This window comes from Methylocella tundrae (genome assembly GCF_038024855.1).
In the GTDB taxonomy this organism is placed as follows: Bacteria; Pseudomonadota; Alphaproteobacteria; order Rhizobiales; family Beijerinckiaceae; genus Methylocapsa; species Methylocapsa tundrae.
Window position 1 is genome coordinate 2163668 of record NZ_CP139089.1, and the last position, 20144, is coordinate 2183811.

Genomic DNA, 20144 nt, shown 5'->3' on the forward strand with positions numbered 1-20144 from the left:
TAACGATCCACGGTTTGAGGCATCAGCGCGCCGCACAGCAGTTTGGTAGGATGAAGAGAAACGCTTGATCGAGCTGGATCGATGCAATCTGTACGTTATGAGAACACGGACATGCGTCTCGCCTTCATGAAGCGGCACAACTGCACCTTCATGCTCCCGACACACACTATTCTCTCGGCTCATTTTTCTACAGATCGTTCACGTCTAATCCTCGATTTCACCAGCTTCACTTGTTTCTCGATCAACGCCACAATCTGCGCTAAGCCACAGCGTAACAATGCCGAATCAATTCTCTAGGCTTTGAAATAGTACACTGTTGTTAGTGTACATTTATTATTCATCACTTATCATTTACTCTTAGCACAATGTTTGTTCTACACAATAGGAATCTCGGAGCGCCTGATCTGCGCCGCCTCCGAGCGATCGCGGTTCAGAACCTTCAGGCGGCTCGATAGTTGATTTGCAGCTTTTTAAGCGAGCAACTCGAGATGGAATATCGGCGCGCTTTCATGGAGCGCAGCTCGGGTCGACGAATTGAATGGTGCAATCGGAAGCGTGATGCGCGACGATCTGCGTGGGCACGATGAGAAAGCCGTGCATTTTGCTGCGGCTCCACGAAGATCAGATGAGCGGCGACGCTACAGGCAACCACAAAGGGCGCGCGGTCTATGACCGGCTTCCGGCTCCGGCCACAGTCGAGAGGCTCAACAAAGGCTATGAAGCCCGAGACTTCAACGACAGGCCGCTTGATTATTCCGTCTGTTGGCCACCGCCGTTAGCGGAACCATCAACTGTCGATCCCCTCCACTAAGCTCTCAACTCCCCTCGGGCCCCGGCGCGTCGAGGCTAGCGTAGAGGCGAGACGCTCATATAAGGCGTTGATCTGGCCTAACATCATCTCTAGCCGAAACGCTTCATGATAAACAGCCAGGGCGTTCGCCCCCATTTTGCGCAGTTCGTTACGGTCGCAGCATTGTAGAGCGCGCCTCAAGCCGCAGGGGTCATCCAAATTAAACACGAGCCCATTGAATCCATGGATCAGCATTTCAGGCAACGCCCCTCTGTCCGAGACAATCAAAGGTTTGCCGTTCCGCATTGCTTCAATTCCGACTAAGCCGAAACCTTCCCATCGGGAGGGGATCACGACTGCGTCCAAATCGGAAATAAAATCGTCTATTCTATCCGCGCCGAGCCAGCCGACGAAACTCACATTGTCCGCCACCCGCGGCTGAACGCCCCGATCACGATCACAGGCCCCGGCTACCCAGAGATGAACGGCTGGGTCCTGGCATTTCGCTGTCGCATCCAATAGAATTTCCAAGCCCTTCTGCCGGTCAAACCGGCCAATGAAACCAAGATTGAGTCTATCGGTCCTTGGCTCGATCACATGTTTGCCGGTCGCGCGTGAGGGCGCGACGCCATTGCGAATGACGACTTGGTCACCGGCAAGTCCCCATTTCATCGCCGCGCGCCCCTCAAAATGAGAGATATTTACGGTAACATCGGTCTTGCTGCTCAACAGTCTTTCTACACCGGCGTATAATGCCTTCTTGATCCACGGCACATCCTGGCAGAATGCCCATCCGTGAGCGCAATGTACGACCTTATAGGATGACGATCGGAGTACCCGAACGTAAAAGCCGGGAAACGTGCCGTGCAGGTGAACGATATCGGGCGCGAGCGCCGATAGCAGCTTTGTCACGCTACGCGATGCGTTAAATATTCCAGGTAGTCGTCTTGTTGCGTTATAGTGGTATTTGGCGATGCCGATGTCCTTCAGCCCTGCCGTCAGCAGCCTTTCGTCGCCGAGAAGCGATACTCGATATCCATTTTCGAGGTTATTCTTGATAAGTTCCTCGACATAGGTCGAGGTGCCTCCTCGCACAGACTCAGTCACGTGCACGATGTGCAAATTCCGCGTCATTCGTCGCCTGTTGCTGTTCTCTCTTACCAACAGACCGCCGCCCGCGGTCGTCGGATGCGGGGCGACGCGCCGCCTATCCGTCGAGGACGCGCGTCCAGTCACCAATCCTCGCGCGGCGCGTCCTCGACCCTTTGCTTACGCCTTACGCTAAAACAAGTTCCGCGGTGGGTGCGCATGCAGCCACAACGCGCGAAATTTCATCACAATAGACAGGGTTCATGATAATAATGGATTTTGGCTGTTCCGTGCTCAGGTCATCAGGACAAACAACGGGCGTTCCATGTAAAGGCGCGAAGCGGCCCTGCTTGCGTGGATTGAGGTCCACCAAGGCGCGAAGCTGCTCGGCGCCAGGCACCGCGTTGACGAAAGTTATCCCTTTCGACCCAGCGCCCCAGACAACCGTCTCCCGGGCATCATGGCGAGATACAAATTGAGCCCAGCGCTTTATTTTTTGCTGATAGATTTCGCCGAACGACTGCATGAGCCGCTTTATACCTTCGTGATTTCGGACGATATCTGAGGTCCTGCTGGGGCTCGGTCTGGCCTCAACGTAAATGTATTGCTCGCTGAATGAGGTGCCGACATCCAGCAACTCGAATCCTGCGCGCTCGAACGCCATGCTTAGAGACGCTTCCGTGAAATACGACACGTGTTCGTAGATGAGATCCCAGATTCCATGATCGCGAAATGTGTAGAGGCCGTTCGGCATTTCAAAATAGAAGATCGTGTCCGGTTTGATGCTCGGATGCCTGCGCAATGATTCCAAGAACTGAACGGGCTCGGCAATATGTTCCAGAACATGTCTGCCGATGAGGAGATCAGGACGCACGTCTGTGTAAGTCTCGTTAAAATAGTCACGAATGAAGCGTACGTTGGACGTATTTGGCATGCGCCGGTCGTCCGCACTTGTGTCGAAGCCCACACCTTGAGCGTCAGCCACGCCGCACAGCCGATCAAGAAATTCCCCTTTGCCACAGCCGATCTCTACAACGGTCTTCCCTAGCAGCTTGTAGGATCTATTGAGGCGTTCCGCTAACGCCGCGGCGAAAGCCCTGAAGTGTGCCGAATGCTCAAGCGATGAATTGTAATTGGGCGTATAGCAGACCTTATCTTCTTCAAAGGTGCTGTTGAACACGTGAGAGCACCTTTGGCAGTAAGCGAGCGTCAAGCGCCCTCGATCTGCGTCTCGCGCAGTTTGCCGCTCAGAGAACAGCACATTGCACATCACAGGCGTCTCGAATGACAACATTTCGAACAGGTCACGGCTACCGCAAAGAGGACAGTCGCTGCGGGCCTCGCGCAGCGTATAATCGGGGGTAGCACTCGCGCTCGATTGATCCATTATATAAGCTCCTGTCCGCGCTTCTGCTCACGCCTTGGTTGACCCCTTGGCCGATGCCCCCGATTGACGCTTGTTTCTTATTATGAGCAGCTCCGTGCACACTTTTTAATTAACCGGGGCACGGCAATGTGATGGTTGCGCCCTGGTCTCACTATGTCGGCGCGAACGTCCAGTCCGGCCTCATCACCAATCTAGCTGTGCGGACACCGTCAAGTCTGGCGGGCGCTAGGCGGTGACCGGCGGCTTGAATACGAGCATTGCCCCTTCGGGCTTATCGCCGCTGTCGTATCGGGCGACGATATCGTCCGGCATGGGCGCTCCATCCGACCCACGCACAAAATCGCGCAGACTCGTTCCTTGCGAGAACGTGTCCACGTTTGGGGCGCCGCTCCCAACTTCCAGATCAGTGCGGGCTACCGTACGAAAGTCGATGCTGAATCGTGTACGCCCGGATGTATTTGGTACAGTCGAATGCATTTGAGCGCCCGAAAACAGAATGACCCCGCCGATGGGACAAACGATGCGTATTTGTGGGTCGAGCTCCATCGGCTGGCGAGGACCTGGCTGTTTGCGAAGGTCGGCGGTGATGTATTTCGCCGCATCCTTACGACCGCTGGAATTATATTCATAGTAGTTGAATTCCTCCGACCCATTGCTGATGGGCGTCGTCCAGTATCCCGGATGAAAAGCCATCGTCGACTCCGAGGCGAGCGTCGTGATCGGAAGCCACCAGTTTAGCTGAGCCATCGGCGCCGCCCACCAGGTATCGCGATGCGCGGGGAACGCGTAACCGACGCCAGCCGTCAGATATTTATCGCTCGTTACGCCGCGCAGCCGTGGAACATCGAGATGCGTCTCATCAAGATCGCAGCCAAGGGCGGCAACCACATTGCGCAGAAGGGCCTTTGTTTTTGGATGATGAATGAACCGCGGCTTCAGTGGCGCGAAGATTTCGACGAACTTATCCACCGACATCTCGTATTGCGCCGTTTCCGCGTCGTGCGGAGCAAATCCTTCATCAATGAGTTCGCGCGCAAAATCGATAAGGGCCAATGTAGAAGGCCGCGGTGAATAGACGAAGATATCCCCGGCGTAAAGCAGCGCGCGGCGCGTGGTCTCGTTCACCGCGGAATCGAAGTAGACCGTAGTCATGATCAGGCCCTCCTCGGATCGACGCCTGGGCCGCATATCCATCATTCGATGCTGTTAGCGCTCATAGGTAGGAGCGTAATCTCATTTTGCGCGCAGCATCCCGTCTGGATAGGTCCAATTATCAGTATGGATGGAGAGCCACCAATACCTTGAAACTCTGTCAGGAGCGGACCGCGGCGGCGCGCGCCGACATCATTGCCTCAACGGACAGCCCGCCATAAACACGCGTCTCGCGCCGGCTACCGCCCAAATGAAAGCCGCCAGCACAACGGCGGCGCTGTACACAGGGCCCTTCTTTGTCGCTCGAAGGGGGCGTCGCGACAAGACTCGGAAAATACGGTCGGATACAAAAGTGGCGATGGCCGAACGCGCCAAGCGCTTTCGCAGCGAACCATTAACGCGCGCCCTTTCCTCACTCGTTATTTGGCTTCAATGAGCGTCTTCCGAGCTCAACGGCGTCAGGCGGTATGCGTCGGCAAAACCGATTCTGGCCTTTGCAGCGGTCGTCATTCAACTAGCCCGCGCCCTCCGGCGGAGTGAATTCCTTTTCCCATGCTTTTCTTTGCAGGTCGCTCGTCCGCTCAGGCGCCAGAACCACAGCCCGGCAATCGCCACTCGATCTTTGCGCTGACGCATAGATGAGCCTCGTCATCCGTGCAGATTTCGCTTGGCCAGATCCTTGTCTCGCACGCGCCCCATTCGCAGCCGTCAAACCGATGATCACCCCGAAAATCGCGCCGACATTGGGTCCGAAGTCGACCCCCCCTGTCGTCGCCCAGGGCAGGAAGAGGGATAGGAGGGTTAATTTCAAGCCGGTGATAATTGAACTTGTCGCCGCGTCACGCGCCTTGGTCATGAAGATCTGAATCATGAAAAGCCCGAACAGGATCGCGCCGACGACGCCTGTGCTGCTGAGCAAACCGATATAGGTGCTGGAGGTCCGGGTTCCTCCGACGCCTACGCCAAGGCCCCACGATGAGATAAAGGCTGCGAACGATGTGCTATTCCAAAAGCTTCGGCCATAAAACGACTCGCTCGCATTCTTCTTGAATATGATCGCATCGAGCATTTCATACGCGCGATCATATACTCCATCTCCAAACGCGAGCACTGTGGCGCCAATGATAATCAAAATTGCCAGGGCAAAAAGTTCGCCGCCAAACGCCGCGCTCTGAGTTCTGTTGGGAGTTGGCCTCAATCCACGAATTGCCAGATCAATCATATAACACGCAGCAAGAGACGCTAGCCATAAATAGGCGGTGGATGAGGTCGAGAGCAGAGCCATGATAATGAGTGCCGAGGTCACGACGACTGTCGCGAGGCGAACGGATGAGCGCGTCACCGCCGGGCGCAAAAAGAGCAGCATGGCGGCCATATATACGCAAATCCAGCCATATGCCGAGGCCTCGGGCGTCAATCCGATCACTCTTCTCGTTCCACCGAATTCGATGGCAGACTCGAGCGCTGGGAAGGAGGTGTTGCGAAACGGAGCAAGAGCTCCCGAGTCTGCAAAAATCATGTCGGCGATCCCAGACACGACCACAACGATCCCGCCAAAAAGAAGCGACGCGACAAAGTTATTGATAAAATTCGGGCGCATTGCTAGCAGCGCGAAGGTCAGCGCGGTCAAGATAGATACCGCGAGATAAACACATTGTGAGAGGTTCGTCCCCGTCGGCGACAGTAAGGCGGTTTGAAAGTCCCCTTCAAGGCGTACCGGAACGATTGTTATTGTGCTGGCAAATAGATTTGGCGAGATGATTGACACCAAGATACTGACAACAAGGAAGAAGAATAAAAGTCCGAGCCTGTTCATGTCATCGATAAGCCGGATCGCATGTCTGACTGCGCCGGGTCTCTGGATGGTCTTTGCAAATAGGCCAAGGGCGGCAAGAGTCTGGGCTTGAACGTTGAAGCCGCCGAAGTGATCTGGCGGCAGCAAGGACAATGATGTGAACGCACTCAATGCGAAAAAGAGATAAAACAGGAGTCGGCCCCTGGAGATGAAGCCAATCAGCAGAATGATGAGCATGACTATGCTAGGATAGCCCATGGCCTCGGTCTCGCTGGAGCGAAAGGGGCGTTTCGCTTTTCCATGGTCTAAGCTCATCCGCGACGAGCCGAGTTTGACCGCACGCTGACCTTAAGGCGGCCATGCGAAGACGCCAGCCTGCCAGCCTCGGCACATGACGTGCGAAGGCCGCAATCAACGTTATCGCGCCAGGATGCGAGGGGATTTCGCCCGCTCCAACCGATGAGTGAGGATCAACAATACCCGCGGCTTTTGTCTGGTCGGTCGCATTCATCTTATATATCGGGAAGGCATTTGCCATGGCCTGCGGCCGAATTGCGCCTGTCTGATCCAACAACGAGGCGATCTCACCCCAGGATCTACCGACGTTCGTCAAAGCCGCCACCCTTCTGTTCGATTTGGATTCAGCTGAGATAGAGAACGCGACGCGGATCGAGGCGCCCCCGCATGAGGTCGATCAGGGCAAGCACATTACCGCGCACTCGCCCGCGCCGGTCGATCCAAGGTTCCGGCCGAAGGACCTTGCCGAAATTCGCGGCGAGATTCATTCCCATCTGGCGCAAGGCAAGATCAAGCCTGAATGTCCCCTTGCGCCAAAGGTAAATTGGATTCGCGATCTGAGAATATCCGAGCCGCAGCCCCGTCGAGCGACCGCCTTTATGGCCAAGATGAACGCCGATCATATGTTCATTCTTGATGATGCGGCCACGGCACGCCAGCCGCCGGCAGAAATCAACGTCTTCTAGCCAACCATACAGCGGCAAATTCTCATCAAACCGCAAGTTTAGGGCGTGGACCGCCGCAAGCCGCACGGCCATATTGCAACCGTAAGCGTTGTACTGCTCCACGGATCCCGCGCCGGAGCGTAGACTCTCGTGGGACGCGAGCGCGGCGTGCGCCGCGGCGACGTCAAGGCCTGGTCCCTTAATGCCATCAGCTATCACCCGCCCGCTCGCCGCAACCGTGGTCGGCTGTCTCAGGAAGCAACGCTCAACCTCCGCGAGGAAGTCGCGAGAAGCGAAAAAGTCATCGTCAAAGAAGACCAGAACATCAAACCCTTTCGATACGTCGATAATCGCATTTCGCTGGGCGCACGATCCGCGCAGCCCGCGCACGCGTTGAATCGGATAAGGCAGCGTGGCCGCCTGCGTCATATCGAAATCCTGATCGGAGGCAGGACAAACGAACACCTTGTCGGGCTGGCGCGCCTGACGAGCGAGCCCGCGCAGCATATCATTCAAAATGGCGGTGCGCCCCGCCGTCGCAATTCCCACCGCAAGCCTCAAAGAACACGTCATAAAGATGTCCATGCCGAACAACGAACTACAATTTGTTTACGCAAGAATAGCAGTGCCTGAGCGCGCCCGGCGCCACGATAATGCGTTTTCCTCCGGCATGGCCTCCCATGTCCGGCGCTTGCATATTCCGGAGACCGTCTTGGCGCGATGAGGAGACCAGCAAGACAATGCGAGCCGCACTATGAGAACTCCATGACCGGTCACCTTCCCGTCTGTTCTGTTGCTTCGCGCCTTCAGCCCATTGAGGACCGGCGGCTTGGCCGCGGCGCAGGCCCAGCATGCGGCTCGATTATCTCGCCATCCTGCGTGGACTCAGACAAGCGCCGGAAAGTACGGACACATCCTTCTTCGCGGGCAGCCGCGCCGTCTGCGCAGCTTTGGCATAGAGATTCCCGCTGAACGCTTCAAGTCGACAACACCAACAGATGGCCTGCCTGGATGAGCCGCATTAGCTGCTTAGACTCCAGAGTCATGTTTACACTCGCGCCGGCGGTAATCCGCGCCTTGAGGGACTACCGCCAGCTCGCCGCAGAGACGCCAAAGGCGCGCCATCAGCTCACGATTGCATGGAAAGGGCAGCTATATGTCCTCACCTGACCTCATCGAACTCGAGAATGGCGCAGCATGCGTGTTTTCCGCCACTTGCATCCCCCGACGCGTTTCGCGACATTCGGATCGTTCGATTGGACTTCTTGATCGGTTTAGATCTTGATCCTTATCACCGTGGAGTCGCGCATAATGCTTTTACGATGTCTGCCGCTCCTGATGATCTTGCCAGAGCGAACGCACGCTCGTGCGTAACACCGCCGCCGATCATCGACATCGTTCGAAGGGCGTAGATCCATATATCATATTCGAGATATTGGTCGGATACCCAGGGACGGCGCACCGCGGGGCATGAGGTGACGCAGACATCCGAGATCGTCTACATCAACGGTCGATTCCTGACCCAGCGTATGTCCGGAGTGCAGAGATTCGCGCGCGAACTGGTGATGGCTCTCGACGCCGAATTGAGCAAAACGCACGCCGGTCGTCAGTGGGTGCTCCTGGCTCCGAAGATGGCCGCGGATGATTTACCGCTGCACACAATCGAGCTTCGCCGGGTTGGGGCGGGAGATGGTCATCTCTGGGATCAGCTTGTTTTCCCAGTGTTCGCTCGTTCAGGACTCGCGGTCAGTTTGGCGAATAATGGCGCTGTGCTTCATAGGAGATCGCTCACCATTCTTCATGACGCAATGGTGTTCCGGACGCCAAATAACTTTTCCCCGGCCTATCGTCTATTCCACCGGGCGCTCGACCGTATGCTCGCCAAGCGCTCACAGATTGGGACGGTCTCGGAATTTTCGCGGCGTGAACTCGCCGAAGTGCTTGGCCTCGATCAAGGCCGCATTTTTCTCATCCCCAACGGATGCGAACACCTCGGCCGGGTCGAGGCCGATCCCAACGCCCTCCTCCGCCTCGGCGTCCAGCCCCGACAGTATTTTCTCTTTGTGGGATCGCCATCACCAAATAAAAATCTCACACGCGCTATTCAGGCCTTTGCATCACTTCCTGACGATCGTCGTCTGCTGGTGATAGTCGGAGCGTCAAAAGCAACTGTTTTTGCGGAAGGCCTGGGCGATATTCCCGCAAGGGTCATACTGGCCGGCTATCTTTCAGACGCGGAACTTTCAACGCTTTACCGTGAAGCCATCGCGCTTATCTTCCCCAGCATTTACGAAGGCTTTGGCATTCCGCCGCTCGAAGCGATGTTTCACGGATGCCCCGTTCTAGCCGCCGATATTCCGGCCGTTCGCGAGGTCTGCGGAGACTCGGCGATCTATTTCAATCCCCTCGACGTCGCGTCTATCGCCCAAGCCTTTTCCCGCGCCTCGGACAGCGCTCCCCCTCTCTCGTCGATAAAGCGAGACATAATGATGCGCTGCGCCCGCTATAGCTGGTCGGCTAGCGCCCGCACTCTCATCGCTGCGGTCGACGCCCTTGCGCACAGCGCGAAACGTTGGGAACAGGGCTCTTCATTCTCCGGCCTTTGATACTGGCGCTTCGAAAGCGCCATAGCACAAGCGGATCAATTCGCTCGCCGCGCGGCGGCTGGCAGGCTGATCATAGATATGCAATTGATATTAGTATGCGCCGCTCGAACCAAAAACAACGGGCAGGGTGCGTATCAGTATCTGTGCGTCCAACGCAAGCGACCAATGCTTCGCATAACAAGCATCGCAAGCCACGCGTCTCCGATAGGTTGTGTTGCTTCTCCCGCTGATCTGCCAAAGCCCGGTGATTCCCGGGCGGCAAATCAGATAGGCTTGGCGCCGGACGCCATATTTCGTGAGCTCTTGTTCGACAATCGGCCGTGGTCCGATAATGCTCATCTCCCCCTTCAGGACATTGATGAGTTGAGGCAATTCATCGACACTGGTCTTTCGCAGCACTTTTCCAAAGGCGGTGACCCGCGGGTCGTTACGCAGCTTCCGCGTCGACTCCCATTCAGCGCGCGCCTCGGGATGCGTTTCCAGATAGTCACGAAGCACGCGATCTCCGTCACGTACCATCGTCTGAAATTTGAGACAATCGAATGATTCACCATGAAGACCCAGTCGACGATGGCGGAAGAGAATCTTGTCGCGCGACACTGCCAGTATAGTGATTGCACACAGCAGCAATATCGGAGACAGCAGAATAAGTCCTATCGTCGCCAGGAAAATATCCAGGCCACGCTTCCCCGCTCCGCCGACCGGGCGCTGTTCGACGGTGAGGGAAAGTTCGATCAATCCGCGTGAACTCGTTCCGCTCGACATCGATTCACCAGCTCGTTCTTCCTACCGTCTGGAATATGCCCGTCGCAATGGACCGTTCGAGCCGACGGCTTACACGATTCGCGGTGTGGGGATTGGGATAATGAATTTGCCCCCGAGCGAGCGATAAGCCTTCTGTTGAGAGAGGATCTCGTCGGCAAAGTTCCAGGCGAGCAACAACACGTAGTCGGGGCGAAGTTCCGTAAGGGCTTCCACCGGCTTGATCGGCAGCCATTGCCCCGGCATATATTTTCCATGTTTATGGATGTTTCGGTCTACCACGAAGTCGACGAGATTTCGTCCGATGCCGACGGTATTTATCAGGGTCGCGCCCTTGGCCGCGGCGCCATACGCAGCGATCGTGGCGCCCTTCGACTTTACATCATTCAGAAGCGCCAGAAGATCGCGTTTCAACACGTCGACCTTGTTCGAAAATCCGCGAAAATAGTCGACTGAATCGACGCCGCGGTTTTTTTCGTACGTCAGTTGCCCGCGCACCGATTGCCCTACACGCTCCTCCTTTTCCACGTAAAGGCGCAATGAGCCGCCATGAATTGCAAGCTGCTTTACTTCGTTAAGATAAAGCCCGTGGCGGCGGAACAGCCGGTCCAGCGCCGTGACGGAGAAGTAACACAGATGCTCATGGTAGATAGTGTCGAACTCACAATGCTCGGTCAGCGACCAGACATAAGGCACTTCGATAACGGCGACGCCATCTTCCTTGAGCAGCCGAGCCATCGCCGCGACGAAGCCATTGGTGTCGGCGACATGGGCAAGCACGTTATTGGCGTGGATCACATCCGCTTGCACGCCCTCTTGCCGCAGAGCGTCCGCCAGATCCCGGGTGAAGAATGCGCAACGCGTAGGCACGCCGATCTTCTCCGCGGCGGCGGCCGGGCCGTCAGCGGGATCGATTCCAAGGACCGGAATGCCCGCCTCGACATAGTTCCTCAACAAATAGCCATCATTGCTCGCCAATTCGAGAACGAAGTTGTCCGGTCCGAGGGAACGGCTTTGGATCAGATCGGCGGCGTTCTGGCGAGAATGCTCCAGCAGCGCCGGCGAGAATGAAGAATAGTAAGGATAGGAATCGGCGAAAAGAATTGCGGGGTCGACGGTTTCGGTAATTTGCACGAGGCTGCAATCCTCGCAAAATGCCACGGACAGCGGGAAATAAAGCTCGGGCCGATCTTGATCCGCCTTCGTAAGGAGACGATCCGCGAGCGGCGTTTCGCCGAGGTCGAGAAATGTCTCAAGTTTATTTCCGCCGCAAGATCGGCAGGCATGCTCGGTCAGCGAGCGCTGGCTCACGTCGGTCATTACCGCTCCATTTCGGTATGAGTTCAGGCAATCGCGCGCGACATAGCGGGCAAGCGGCGGAGATCTTCGCCCAGTTCGCCGACGCGGATCAGTTTTTTGACATGTGCGATTCGTTTAAAGCGCTCTCCTTCGAAATCATCCAGGCTGAGGCCCGACGAGCAATAGGCGTCGTAGAGCTGTTCGACGCCGCGCCGCGCCGTCCATTGCGGTTTGAACGAATGCAAATGCCTGGCAATGTGGTTGCAATCGACGCGATAGCACCGCGTGTCCGGCCCCGCGCCCGGCGCAAATTCAACCTGGCAATTGGGAACCACCGAGCTCACTATATCCGCTATTTCGACCATCTGGTAGTTTTCGGTTGTCGAGCCGACATTGAACGCCTTGTTGTGGATCAGCGAACGGTCAGCCTCGAGCGCGGCAGTGTAGGCCGCCGCGATATCCTCAACATGAACTATCGGACGCCACGGCGTGCCGTCGCTCTTCAGATAAACTTGGCCGGTGGTGAAAGCCCACGCCGTCAGGTTGTTAAGGACAAGATCGAAGCGCAGGCGCGGCGACAGGCCGTAAGCGGTCGACGCCCGCAAGAAGGTCGGGCTGAACGCCTCGTCGGCCATGAGGGAGACGGCGCGCTCGACGTTTACCTTTGACGCGCCATAGGGCGTCACCGGATTGAACGGCGCGCTTTCGTCCAAAAACTCGGAGCCGGAAGCCCCATATGTGCTGCAAGACGAAGCGTAGAGAAAACGCGGCACGCCAGCCTGCTTGGCGAGCGCGGCCAGATCGACGGACGCCTTGAAATTGATCTCATTGGTCAGTTCGGGACGGTAGTCGCCGAGGGGATCGTTGGAAAGACCGGCGAGATGAATGATCGCGTCAAAACCGATCATATCGTCTTTACCGACGTCGCGAATATCCTTCTCGATCGTGGGGATTTCCGCGAGATCGCCGGCGAAGGTGCAGGCGCGATAGATATCGCTGTCTAGCCCGGTCACGTCGTGACCCCGCTCGAGCAGGTATGGAGTCAACACGGCTCCGATGTAGCCTCGATGGCCAGAGAGCAGGACCTTCATCGCTCACTCCACATTTTCCAGGGCGCCTGCCCGCTGTCCCAAATCTTTTGCAAAATGTGTTTTTCCCTCAGCGTGTCCATGCACTGCCAGAACGACTCGTGACGGAACGCCATCAGTTGTCCATCCGCCGCGAGCCGCTGGAGCGGCGCATGCTCGAACATGACATCGTCGCCATCAATGTAATCGTCGACGCCCGGTTCGAGAACGAAGAAGGCGCCGTTGATCCAACCCTCCGCCGTCTGTGGTTTTTCGGTGAATTCCACCACGCGGTCGCCATCGAACTCGATATGCCCGTAACGCGCGGGGGGCCGCACCGCGGTCATTGTCGCAAGCTTGCCGTGAGACTTATGGAAGGCGAGAAGCTTGTGGAGGTTGACGTCCGAAAGGCCGTCTCCCCAGGTGAGCATGAAAGGCCCGCCGCCCATCCAGGCAATCAGCCTCTTGATGCGGCCGCCGGTAAGCGTAGCCTGCCCCGTTTCCACGAGATCGACTGACCAGGGAGGCGCGGAGGTGTCATGCCGCTTTACGCCGCCCGTCTGAACATGCAGGGTCATGCTGCCGTTCAGCGAACAATAGTCTGCGAACCACCGCTTGATGTACTCACCCTTGTAGCCAAGAGCGATGGCGAACTCGCGATGGCCATAGTGATAGTAGTGCATCATAATGTGCCACAAAATCGGCATCCCGCCGATTTCGACCATGGGTTTCGGTCGAACATCCGTTTCTTCAGCTAATCGGGTTCCGGCCCCGCCCGCGAGAATTGCGACCTTCACGCGTTCACCTCTCGGTTGTCGCTCAAAGCGCGGGCAAAAAGCTTACCCGCCAATGCTACGTTCAAGATGTTTTGGCATGGCTTATGTCGTCGGATAACGCCGCTTTAATCAAGTGTCGGAATATGCTGAGTTCTGTAGGCCGGCGAGCCATCCGGAAGATACGTATTGATACAGACAATACTGGCGCTCCCGCTCCGATTAGTACTTACCGATATTATCCGTATTTTCCGGCAGACGGCAGAACGCGCCCCGCCTAAATAATTGGCTAGCGGTGAATACGAATTTTGTGTACAAATTGCATATTGCATAGCAGCAAAAATAATAATTATTGAAAGTTATCAGTACTGATAACTTTCATGGCAAGTCTTCAGTTACAGATGGAGGGCGTCGATTAAGATGGAGCCCTTACGGACGAATGTAACGTTGCCGCTTATTTCTGTGGCGCCGGCGGAGGCAGAGGAGGGCCTGATTGTAGTCGGCGTTGGCGCGGGCGTCGGCGATCTCGACGCACTCCTGCATCTTCTCTCCGTCGCGCCGAACATAGACGGAATGTGCTTCGTGCTGATCCATCGTTACGAGAGGAGCGACGACATCATCGCCCTTCTCGAGCGGCGCGTCTCGACCCCGGTGGTTGAAATCGCAGATGATATGCTGCTTCGGAGCAATCACATTTATGTCGCTCCGGCTGACGTCTATGTGGGACTCCGCCACGCGGCATTTCGTGTCGAGCCCCGCGATCCGTCGCATAAGCTCGGTTCGCCGTTTGACTATTTCCTTGGCGCCCTCGCCAGTGAATATGGCGTGCGCTCGATTGCCGTCATTCTGAGCGGCATGAGCGATGACACAGACGCCGGATCAAGCACGGTCAGCGAGAGAGGCTGCCTCGTCGTCTCCCAGGATCATTGTCGCCTTGGGAACAATGGGCCGTCTCATCGCACAGACGCCGGGTGCGCAGCGGATCTGGTGTTGCCAGTCGAGCGAATTCCCGACCTTCTTCTCTGGCTGAGCGTGGCGAACAAACGCCGCGGCCTCGGCCCTTCGGCCGTCGGGACGCATCCCCTTGCGCAGATCTTCCGCCATTTGAGCGGGACCACCCGGCGCAATATTCAGTCCTACAAGGACGCCATTTTATTGCGCCGTGTGTTTCGGCGCATGACAACGCTCGGCATCACGGATCTGACCCGCTATCTCGGGTCCCTTAAAGGGCCGTCAGACGAACTGCATCTGTTGGCGAAGGACATGCTGATCCACGTCACCAGTTTCTTCCGCGATCCCATATCGTACGACTTCCTGGCGAAAACGGTCATTCCAAAGCTTGTCCGCCAGCATCCGCGAACCGACCCTATTCGGATCTGGGTCGCCGGCTGCAGCACGGGCGAGGAAGCTTACTCCATCGCCATTCTTTTTTTCGAGGAGATATTGCGAACGAAGCGGGATTTGAAATTGCAGATATTCGCTTCTGACGCCAGTGAGGAGGCTATCGCCCGCGGCCGCGCCGGTTTTTACTCTCACTCCATACGACATCAGGTATCGGGTCCGCGCCTCAGGCGCTTCTTCAGCAAGGAAGCCGAGGGCTATCGCGTGATCCCGCGGCTTCGCGAATCGATCCTCTTCACTGTTCACGATCTGATGACCGACGCGCCGTTCTCGCGGCTCGACATGGTTATTTGCCGCAATGTGCTGATCTACATGCGGAGGGAAATACAGGAAACGATTTTATCGCTGTTCCATTTCGGGCTGAGGGAGCGAGGGATTTTTTTCGTGGGAGTTGCCGATACGATCGGCGCCTACGGCAGCGGTTTCAAGCCCGTCTCCTACGCCCATCGGATCTTTGAGCGCACTGGCGGTCAGCAAAGGCGCCCCCTGCTGTTGCCGCTTAGACGCACCATGGAGGGCTCTCAGATAATGCCGGCGAGACTCGAACGCGAGATTTCCACAACTGTTCTTCGTGAAACGACGCAACAGCTATTGCTTCAGACCTACGCCCCGGCTTCGATTATGGTCAACCACCGATACGAGATCCTTGACTATACCGGACCGATCGAGCGGTACTTGAAAATCCGCCATCCCGAGGCGGGCTGCGAACTGGCCTCCGTGCTGCAGGACGGCGTCCTCCCAAATGTCCAGGCCGCCCTGCGGCGCGCGGTCCACCAGGGAGGCGCCTCGACTCTTCTCGGCGCAAAAGTGGAACGGGACGGGCGATCGGTCTCGGTCGTTATATCGGCGCAACCGGTCCCAATAGACGACAAGGAATTGCTCCTCGTCACTTTCAGCGACAAATCAGACGAGCAATGCGGCGATCAACTCGCGCCAGCAGAGGAGCAACAGTCCCTTCTGAACATCCAGCTTGAAGAAGAGCTCGTTTCGACACGCAAAAGGCTTGAGATAACGATCCGCGATCTGGAACTCGCGAACGAAGAGCTGCTCATTGCAAACCAGGAGGCGATGTCCGTCAACGAGGAGCTCCAGTCGATGAACGAGGAGCTCGAGGCGTCCAAGGAAGAAATGCAATCGCTCAACGAGGAGCTGATGATCCTCAATCAGCAGCTCCAGGACACAGCGGAGCAGCAGAGAAACAGCGCGATCGATCTGCGCAACATATTGAATAGCTCCGATGTCGCGACGCTTTTCCTCGATGGCAAATTCAATATTCGCTTCTTCACCCCTCCCGCGAAGGCGCTCTTCGGCCTGATCGCTTCCGACCTCGGACGGCCGCTCGCGGATCTTGCGCGCCGCTTCACCGACGACCGCCTTCTTGACAACGCGCGATCCGTGCTCGCCAATTTGCTGCCAAGCAAACGCGAGATTCTCACAGAGGACGGTCACTGGTATCTACGAAAGATTACACCTTACCGCACCGACGAAGGTCGAGCGGAGGGCGTCGTGATCACCTTCGCCGACATCACCGAAGTTAAGCTCGTCGAGCGCGATATCCGCGCCGCTCACGCCTTCGCCGAAAGCGTGGTCGAGACCGTGCGCGAACCACTGATCGTGCTCGACAAAATGCTCGCCGTGAGCGTTGTCAACAAGGCTCTTCGCGACCTATTTGGCGCGGACGCTCGGCAATTCATCGGCCTCGCTTTGGCTGATACGCCGGCGCGCCAGCTCGCGCCGCTCATGCAAAATATCCTTGACGCCGAACGTGATGGCTATGGGCATGTCGAGAATTACCGCATCGAGATCGACATTCCGTCGAGAGGTCGCCTGACGCTCAGGATGACGACGCGCGGAATCGGCGGCAACACGTCGGCTGCGGGAATGATCCTCCTCGTTTTAGAAGATGTCACGGAAAAGGAACGGGTCGAACATGGGTTGATGGCCGCCAAAGAGGGATCGGAGCAAGCCAATCTGATCAAATCCCAATTTCTGGCCGCGGCGAGTCACGATCTGCGCCAACCGCTTCAGAGTCTGCGCCTGCTGTCCGCGATCCTCCAGCGCAAGCTGGATGACGAAGAAGCTCTCAAGCTAAATGCAAAATGCGGCGAGACGATTGACTCGATGATCGGCGTCGTCAATGCGATCCTCGACATCAATCAGCTGGAAGCGGGCGCCATTCGACCGATAATGCAGAGCTTTCCCGCGAATATGCTGCTCAATAAGCTTCACTCTGAATTCAACGTTCTGGTGCAGGCAAAAGGGCTGAGGTGGTGGGTCGCGAGTTGCAATCGTAACCTGCGAAGCGATCCACGATTGCTCATGCAGATTCTGCGCAATTTAGTCAACAATGCAATCAAGTTCACCGCTTCCGGCAAACTCGTCGTTGGCTGCCGGCGACGCGGCGACAAAGTCAGCTTGGAAGTGTGGGATTCAGGGCCCGGCATTCCGGACGCCGATATTGAGAAAATGTTTGATTTTTTCCATAAGGGCGAAGCGACTCCGCCGGGGACTGATGAAGGATTGGGTCTTGGCCTCGCCATTGTGAGAAACCTGTCGGAGATCCTCGGACATGAAATCAAGGTCGTCTCGCATGTGGGCAAGGGCTCATGCTTCTCCGTTCTCGTGCCGATTGGCGCTCAATCAAATGGAGACCCTGTTGCGCTGGACGGCGGCCATAGGGCTGTCGCCAGGCAGCGCGGCGTCCGTATCCTCGTCGTTGAAGACGAACCCTGCGTCCGTGAAAGCCTGGAGCTGCTCTTTGCCGACGAGGGACATTTTATTGCTTCCGCCACGAGCGGCGGGGAGGCAGTGAGATTGGTCAGTTACGGCACGTTTCGACCGGAGATCATCGTTGTTGATTATAGCATCCCGGGCGGTATGTCGGGCCTCGACGTCATTGACGAAGTTCGCGCCATCCTCGGTCAGCAAATCCCCGCCGTGGTGTTGACAGGTGATATTTCTTCCGCGACCTTCGCCAAGATCGCGACGCGCTCCGCCATCCATCTCGCCAAACCTGTGCGAGCCGACGAACTCTTGGACACAATCCATCGATTGCAGACAAGGACGCCGCCTGCCCGGCCGATATCGCCGCCGGGCTCGGAGCTCGACACGCCGGCAGATAGCGCATCCGCTGAAACCATTGTCGTCGTTGATGACGATGCCTGCGTGCGCGACTCTATTCAGCAGCTTTTAGAAAGCTACGGTCACAGGGTCGCGACCTATGCAAGCGGTCAGCTCTTTATCGACTCCAAAGGCGCAAATTCGGGCAGATGTCTCATTCTCGACGCGCGCATGCCAAGCATGGACGGTTTTGCAGTCCTTGCCAACATCACGAAGAGGGGCATTCATCCACCGGCGATAATGATCACGGGTCATGGCGACGTCCAAACAGCAGTGAGAGCTATGAAAGCCGGCGCATTCGACTTCATCGAGAAGCCCGTGGACGCCGACGCGTTGCGCGCCAGCGTCGAACGCGCTCTTCGGGCGGCTACGAATTCTCAAGATCATATTTCGCAGTGCGCCACCGCGGCCAGGAATGTCGCCCGTCTGTCCAAGAGGCAACGCGCGGTGATGGATCTCGTCGTATCCGGACACGCCAACAAGGTTATCGCCAATCGTCTCGGGATTGGCCAGCGTACGGTTGAAAGTCACCGCGCGGCTGTCATGAAAAAGCTGGGGGCGAAGACATTCGCCGATTTGATACGTTTCGCCCTTGCCGCGCCTCAGAGCCCTGACACGAACTGATTCATCCGCAATCGTTTCTCGGGCCGCCCACAAGCAGGCGCTGATGAGATCTGGACGGAGCAGCTTTCGCGATTTTCTACGCAGATCGTCGGCGTTGAGACCGCTCCAGAGGCTCATGCGTCTCGGAGATCGAAGGAGCGCGGGCGAGGCGAGGCATTGAAAATTCAATGCGATTTCAGCATCGATTGACAGATGCGCAGAATCTGCGCAGTCCATTCGTCGAAAGATGGAGAAATCATTGCATGGGCCCGCGACGCCCGCCGGCTCAGCTCCCCGGTCCGGCCATCGTCAGCGTAGAGATCGTCGACCGCCTTGAGGATAGAGGCCTTGTCGACGGCCGGCAGGACCACTCCGCATTGATGGGTTCTGATGTCGGCGGCCACCTGAGCCTGACTGCTTATAACGACAGGGACGCCAGCGCCCAGCGCCTCCAAGGCCGACAGTCCGAAGGTTTCGCGGACCCTTGACGGCATGATAAGCAGGCGAGATCTCTCCGCCGCCCGGCCGATTGTTTCGTGGGACTGGAACCCGTGCGCGATGATGTTCGGCGCCGGCGGAAAACGGATCTCCCCCTCGCCGAACATATTCAAAGTCCATGGGCGCTCGCGAAGAGCGTCTACAAGGACATCGACGCCCTTCTCGGTCGTCAAGGTTCCTACATAGAGAATCTCGCGATTATGTTCGGCTTTGACCGGGACCGCTGTGAACGGCTTGGAAGGGTTGCGCACAACGCTGATGGATTGCTCAGCTATGCCCCCCCTGGCCAGATATTTGACCATTCCTTCATGGACGACGATGATGCGGGAGCCGTTGAGGTCAACGTTCCAATTCAACCGCCGCATCGCGCCCATGCCGGTTCGCCAGATTTTTTGCATATAATTTCTTTTGTCGCATTGCGTTGCGAAGCAAGACAGCGAAAGCGGCGCGCGCTCGCAGGGTTCTCCATGGCCAAAATCGAAATAGCCTCCATTTGGGCAGGCGAGAAAATAGTCGTGAGCATAGACGAGGACGCGTCTCGATACTCGTCGAAGCGCCGCAAAAATTGAAGGTGAAAGGATTTGAGACCACGAGTTAATAATATAAACGGTGTCTGGCGTGTCAGTTTGGTCGATCAGTTTGGTGACCGCGGCATGCGCCGCCGTATTAAACAACCCGCGGAAGACGCCTATCCTCGGATCGGTGAGAAGAAGCTTTTGTTGATTCAGGGAAACGACAGAAATGTCATCCGCTAAACCGCCTTCGTACGGTTCCCCTGCAAGAACTTTAACGGGAATGCTTTGCGCCGCCAGCAACTGAACAAGATCAACGCCAACCCTA

At 56.8% G+C, this 20144-nt stretch carries 12 protein-coding genes; 2 read left to right on the forward strand and 10 right to left on the reverse strand.

Annotation, left to right across the window (positions count from 1 at the left end):
• Nucleotides 1-787: 787 nt before the first annotated feature.
• The 5 genes from SIN04_RS12430 to SIN04_RS12450 all read right to left on the reverse strand — a co-directional run bounded on the left by SIN04_RS12430 (nt 788) and on the right by SIN04_RS12450 (nt 7748).
• The gene (locus tag SIN04_RS12430; RefSeq protein ID WP_134489609.1) at nt 788-1924 is read right to left on the reverse strand and encodes a glycosyltransferase; all 1137 of its coding nucleotides are present in this window, start codon (nt 1922-1924) and stop codon (nt 788-790) included.
• 142 nt (nt 1925-2066) lie between these two features.
• The gene (locus tag SIN04_RS12435; RefSeq protein ID WP_134489612.1) at nt 2067-3266 is read right to left on the reverse strand and encodes a class I SAM-dependent methyltransferase; all 1200 of its coding nucleotides are present in this window, start codon (nt 3264-3266) and stop codon (nt 2067-2069) included.
• Nucleotides 3267-3491: 225 nt separating this feature from the next.
• Complete coding sequence (locus tag SIN04_RS12440) at nt 3492-4418, reverse strand: hypothetical protein (RefSeq protein ID WP_134489614.1); 927 nt, start codon at nt 4416-4418, stop codon at nt 3492-3494.
• Nucleotides 4419-4932: 514 nt separating this feature from the next.
• Nucleotides 4933-6528 carry a hypothetical protein gene (locus SIN04_RS12445; RefSeq protein WP_134489616.1) on the reverse strand — a complete coding sequence of 532 codons (1596 nt, stop codon included), beginning with the start codon at nt 6526-6528 and terminating at the stop codon, nt 4933-4935.
• A 326-nt stretch (nt 6529-6854) separates the two neighbouring features.
• A complete protein-coding gene (locus SIN04_RS12450; RefSeq protein WP_134489619.1) occupies nt 6855-7748 on the reverse strand; it encodes a glycosyltransferase family 2 protein in 894 nt (297 codons plus the stop codon).
• Nucleotides 7749-8740: 992 nt separating this feature from the next.
• Between SIN04_RS12450 and SIN04_RS12455 the strand changes: the two genes are divergently transcribed.
• Nucleotides 8741-9781 carry a glycosyltransferase family 1 protein gene (locus tag SIN04_RS12455; RefSeq protein WP_341263945.1) on the forward strand — a complete coding sequence of 347 codons (1041 nt, stop codon included), beginning with the start codon at nt 8741-8743 and terminating at the stop codon, nt 9779-9781.
• Between the two features lie 90 nt (nt 9782-9871).
• Here the strand turns inward: SIN04_RS12455 and SIN04_RS12460 are convergent, their stop codons facing one another.
• The 4 genes from SIN04_RS12460 to rfbF all read right to left on the reverse strand — a co-directional run bounded on the left by SIN04_RS12460 (nt 9872) and on the right by rfbF (nt 13706).
• On the reverse strand, nt 9872-10519 hold the full coding sequence (locus SIN04_RS12460; protein ID WP_244605789.1) for a sugar transferase: 648 nt from the start codon (nt 10517-10519) through the stop codon (nt 9872-9874).
• A 96-nt stretch (nt 10520-10615) separates the two neighbouring features.
• Entirely contained in the window at nt 10616-11863 is a 1248-nt protein-coding gene (locus SIN04_RS12465) for a class I SAM-dependent methyltransferase (RefSeq protein ID WP_134489625.1), read from the reverse strand.
• 23 nt (nt 11864-11886) lie between these two features.
• Nucleotides 11887-12933 carry an NAD-dependent epimerase/dehydratase family protein gene (locus SIN04_RS12470; RefSeq protein ID WP_134489627.1) on the reverse strand — a complete coding sequence of 349 codons (1047 nt, stop codon included), beginning with the start codon at nt 12931-12933 and terminating at the stop codon, nt 11887-11889.
• Nucleotides 12930-13706 carry a glucose-1-phosphate cytidylyltransferase gene (rfbF, locus tag SIN04_RS12475; RefSeq protein ID WP_134489629.1) on the reverse strand — a complete coding sequence of 259 codons (777 nt, stop codon included), beginning with the start codon at nt 13704-13706 and terminating at the stop codon, nt 12930-12932. The genes SIN04_RS12470 and rfbF overlap by 4 nt, the downstream gene beginning before the upstream one ends.
• Nucleotides 13707-14129: 423 nt before the next feature.
• On the opposite strand from rfbF, the gene SIN04_RS12480 reads away from it, so the two are divergent.
• Nucleotides 14130-18827, forward strand: a complete 4698-nt coding sequence (locus SIN04_RS12480; RefSeq protein WP_166795923.1) for a CheR family methyltransferase — start codon at nt 14130-14132, stop codon at nt 18825-18827.
• 164 nt (nt 18828-18991) lie between these two features.
• Here SIN04_RS12480 and SIN04_RS12485 read toward each other — a convergent pair whose 3' ends face one another.
• Nucleotides 18992-19702 carry a glycosyltransferase family 4 protein gene (locus tag SIN04_RS12485; protein WP_244605790.1) on the reverse strand — a complete coding sequence of 237 codons (711 nt, stop codon included), beginning with the start codon at nt 19700-19702 and terminating at the stop codon, nt 18992-18994.
• Nucleotides 19703-20144 lie beyond the last annotated feature (442 nt).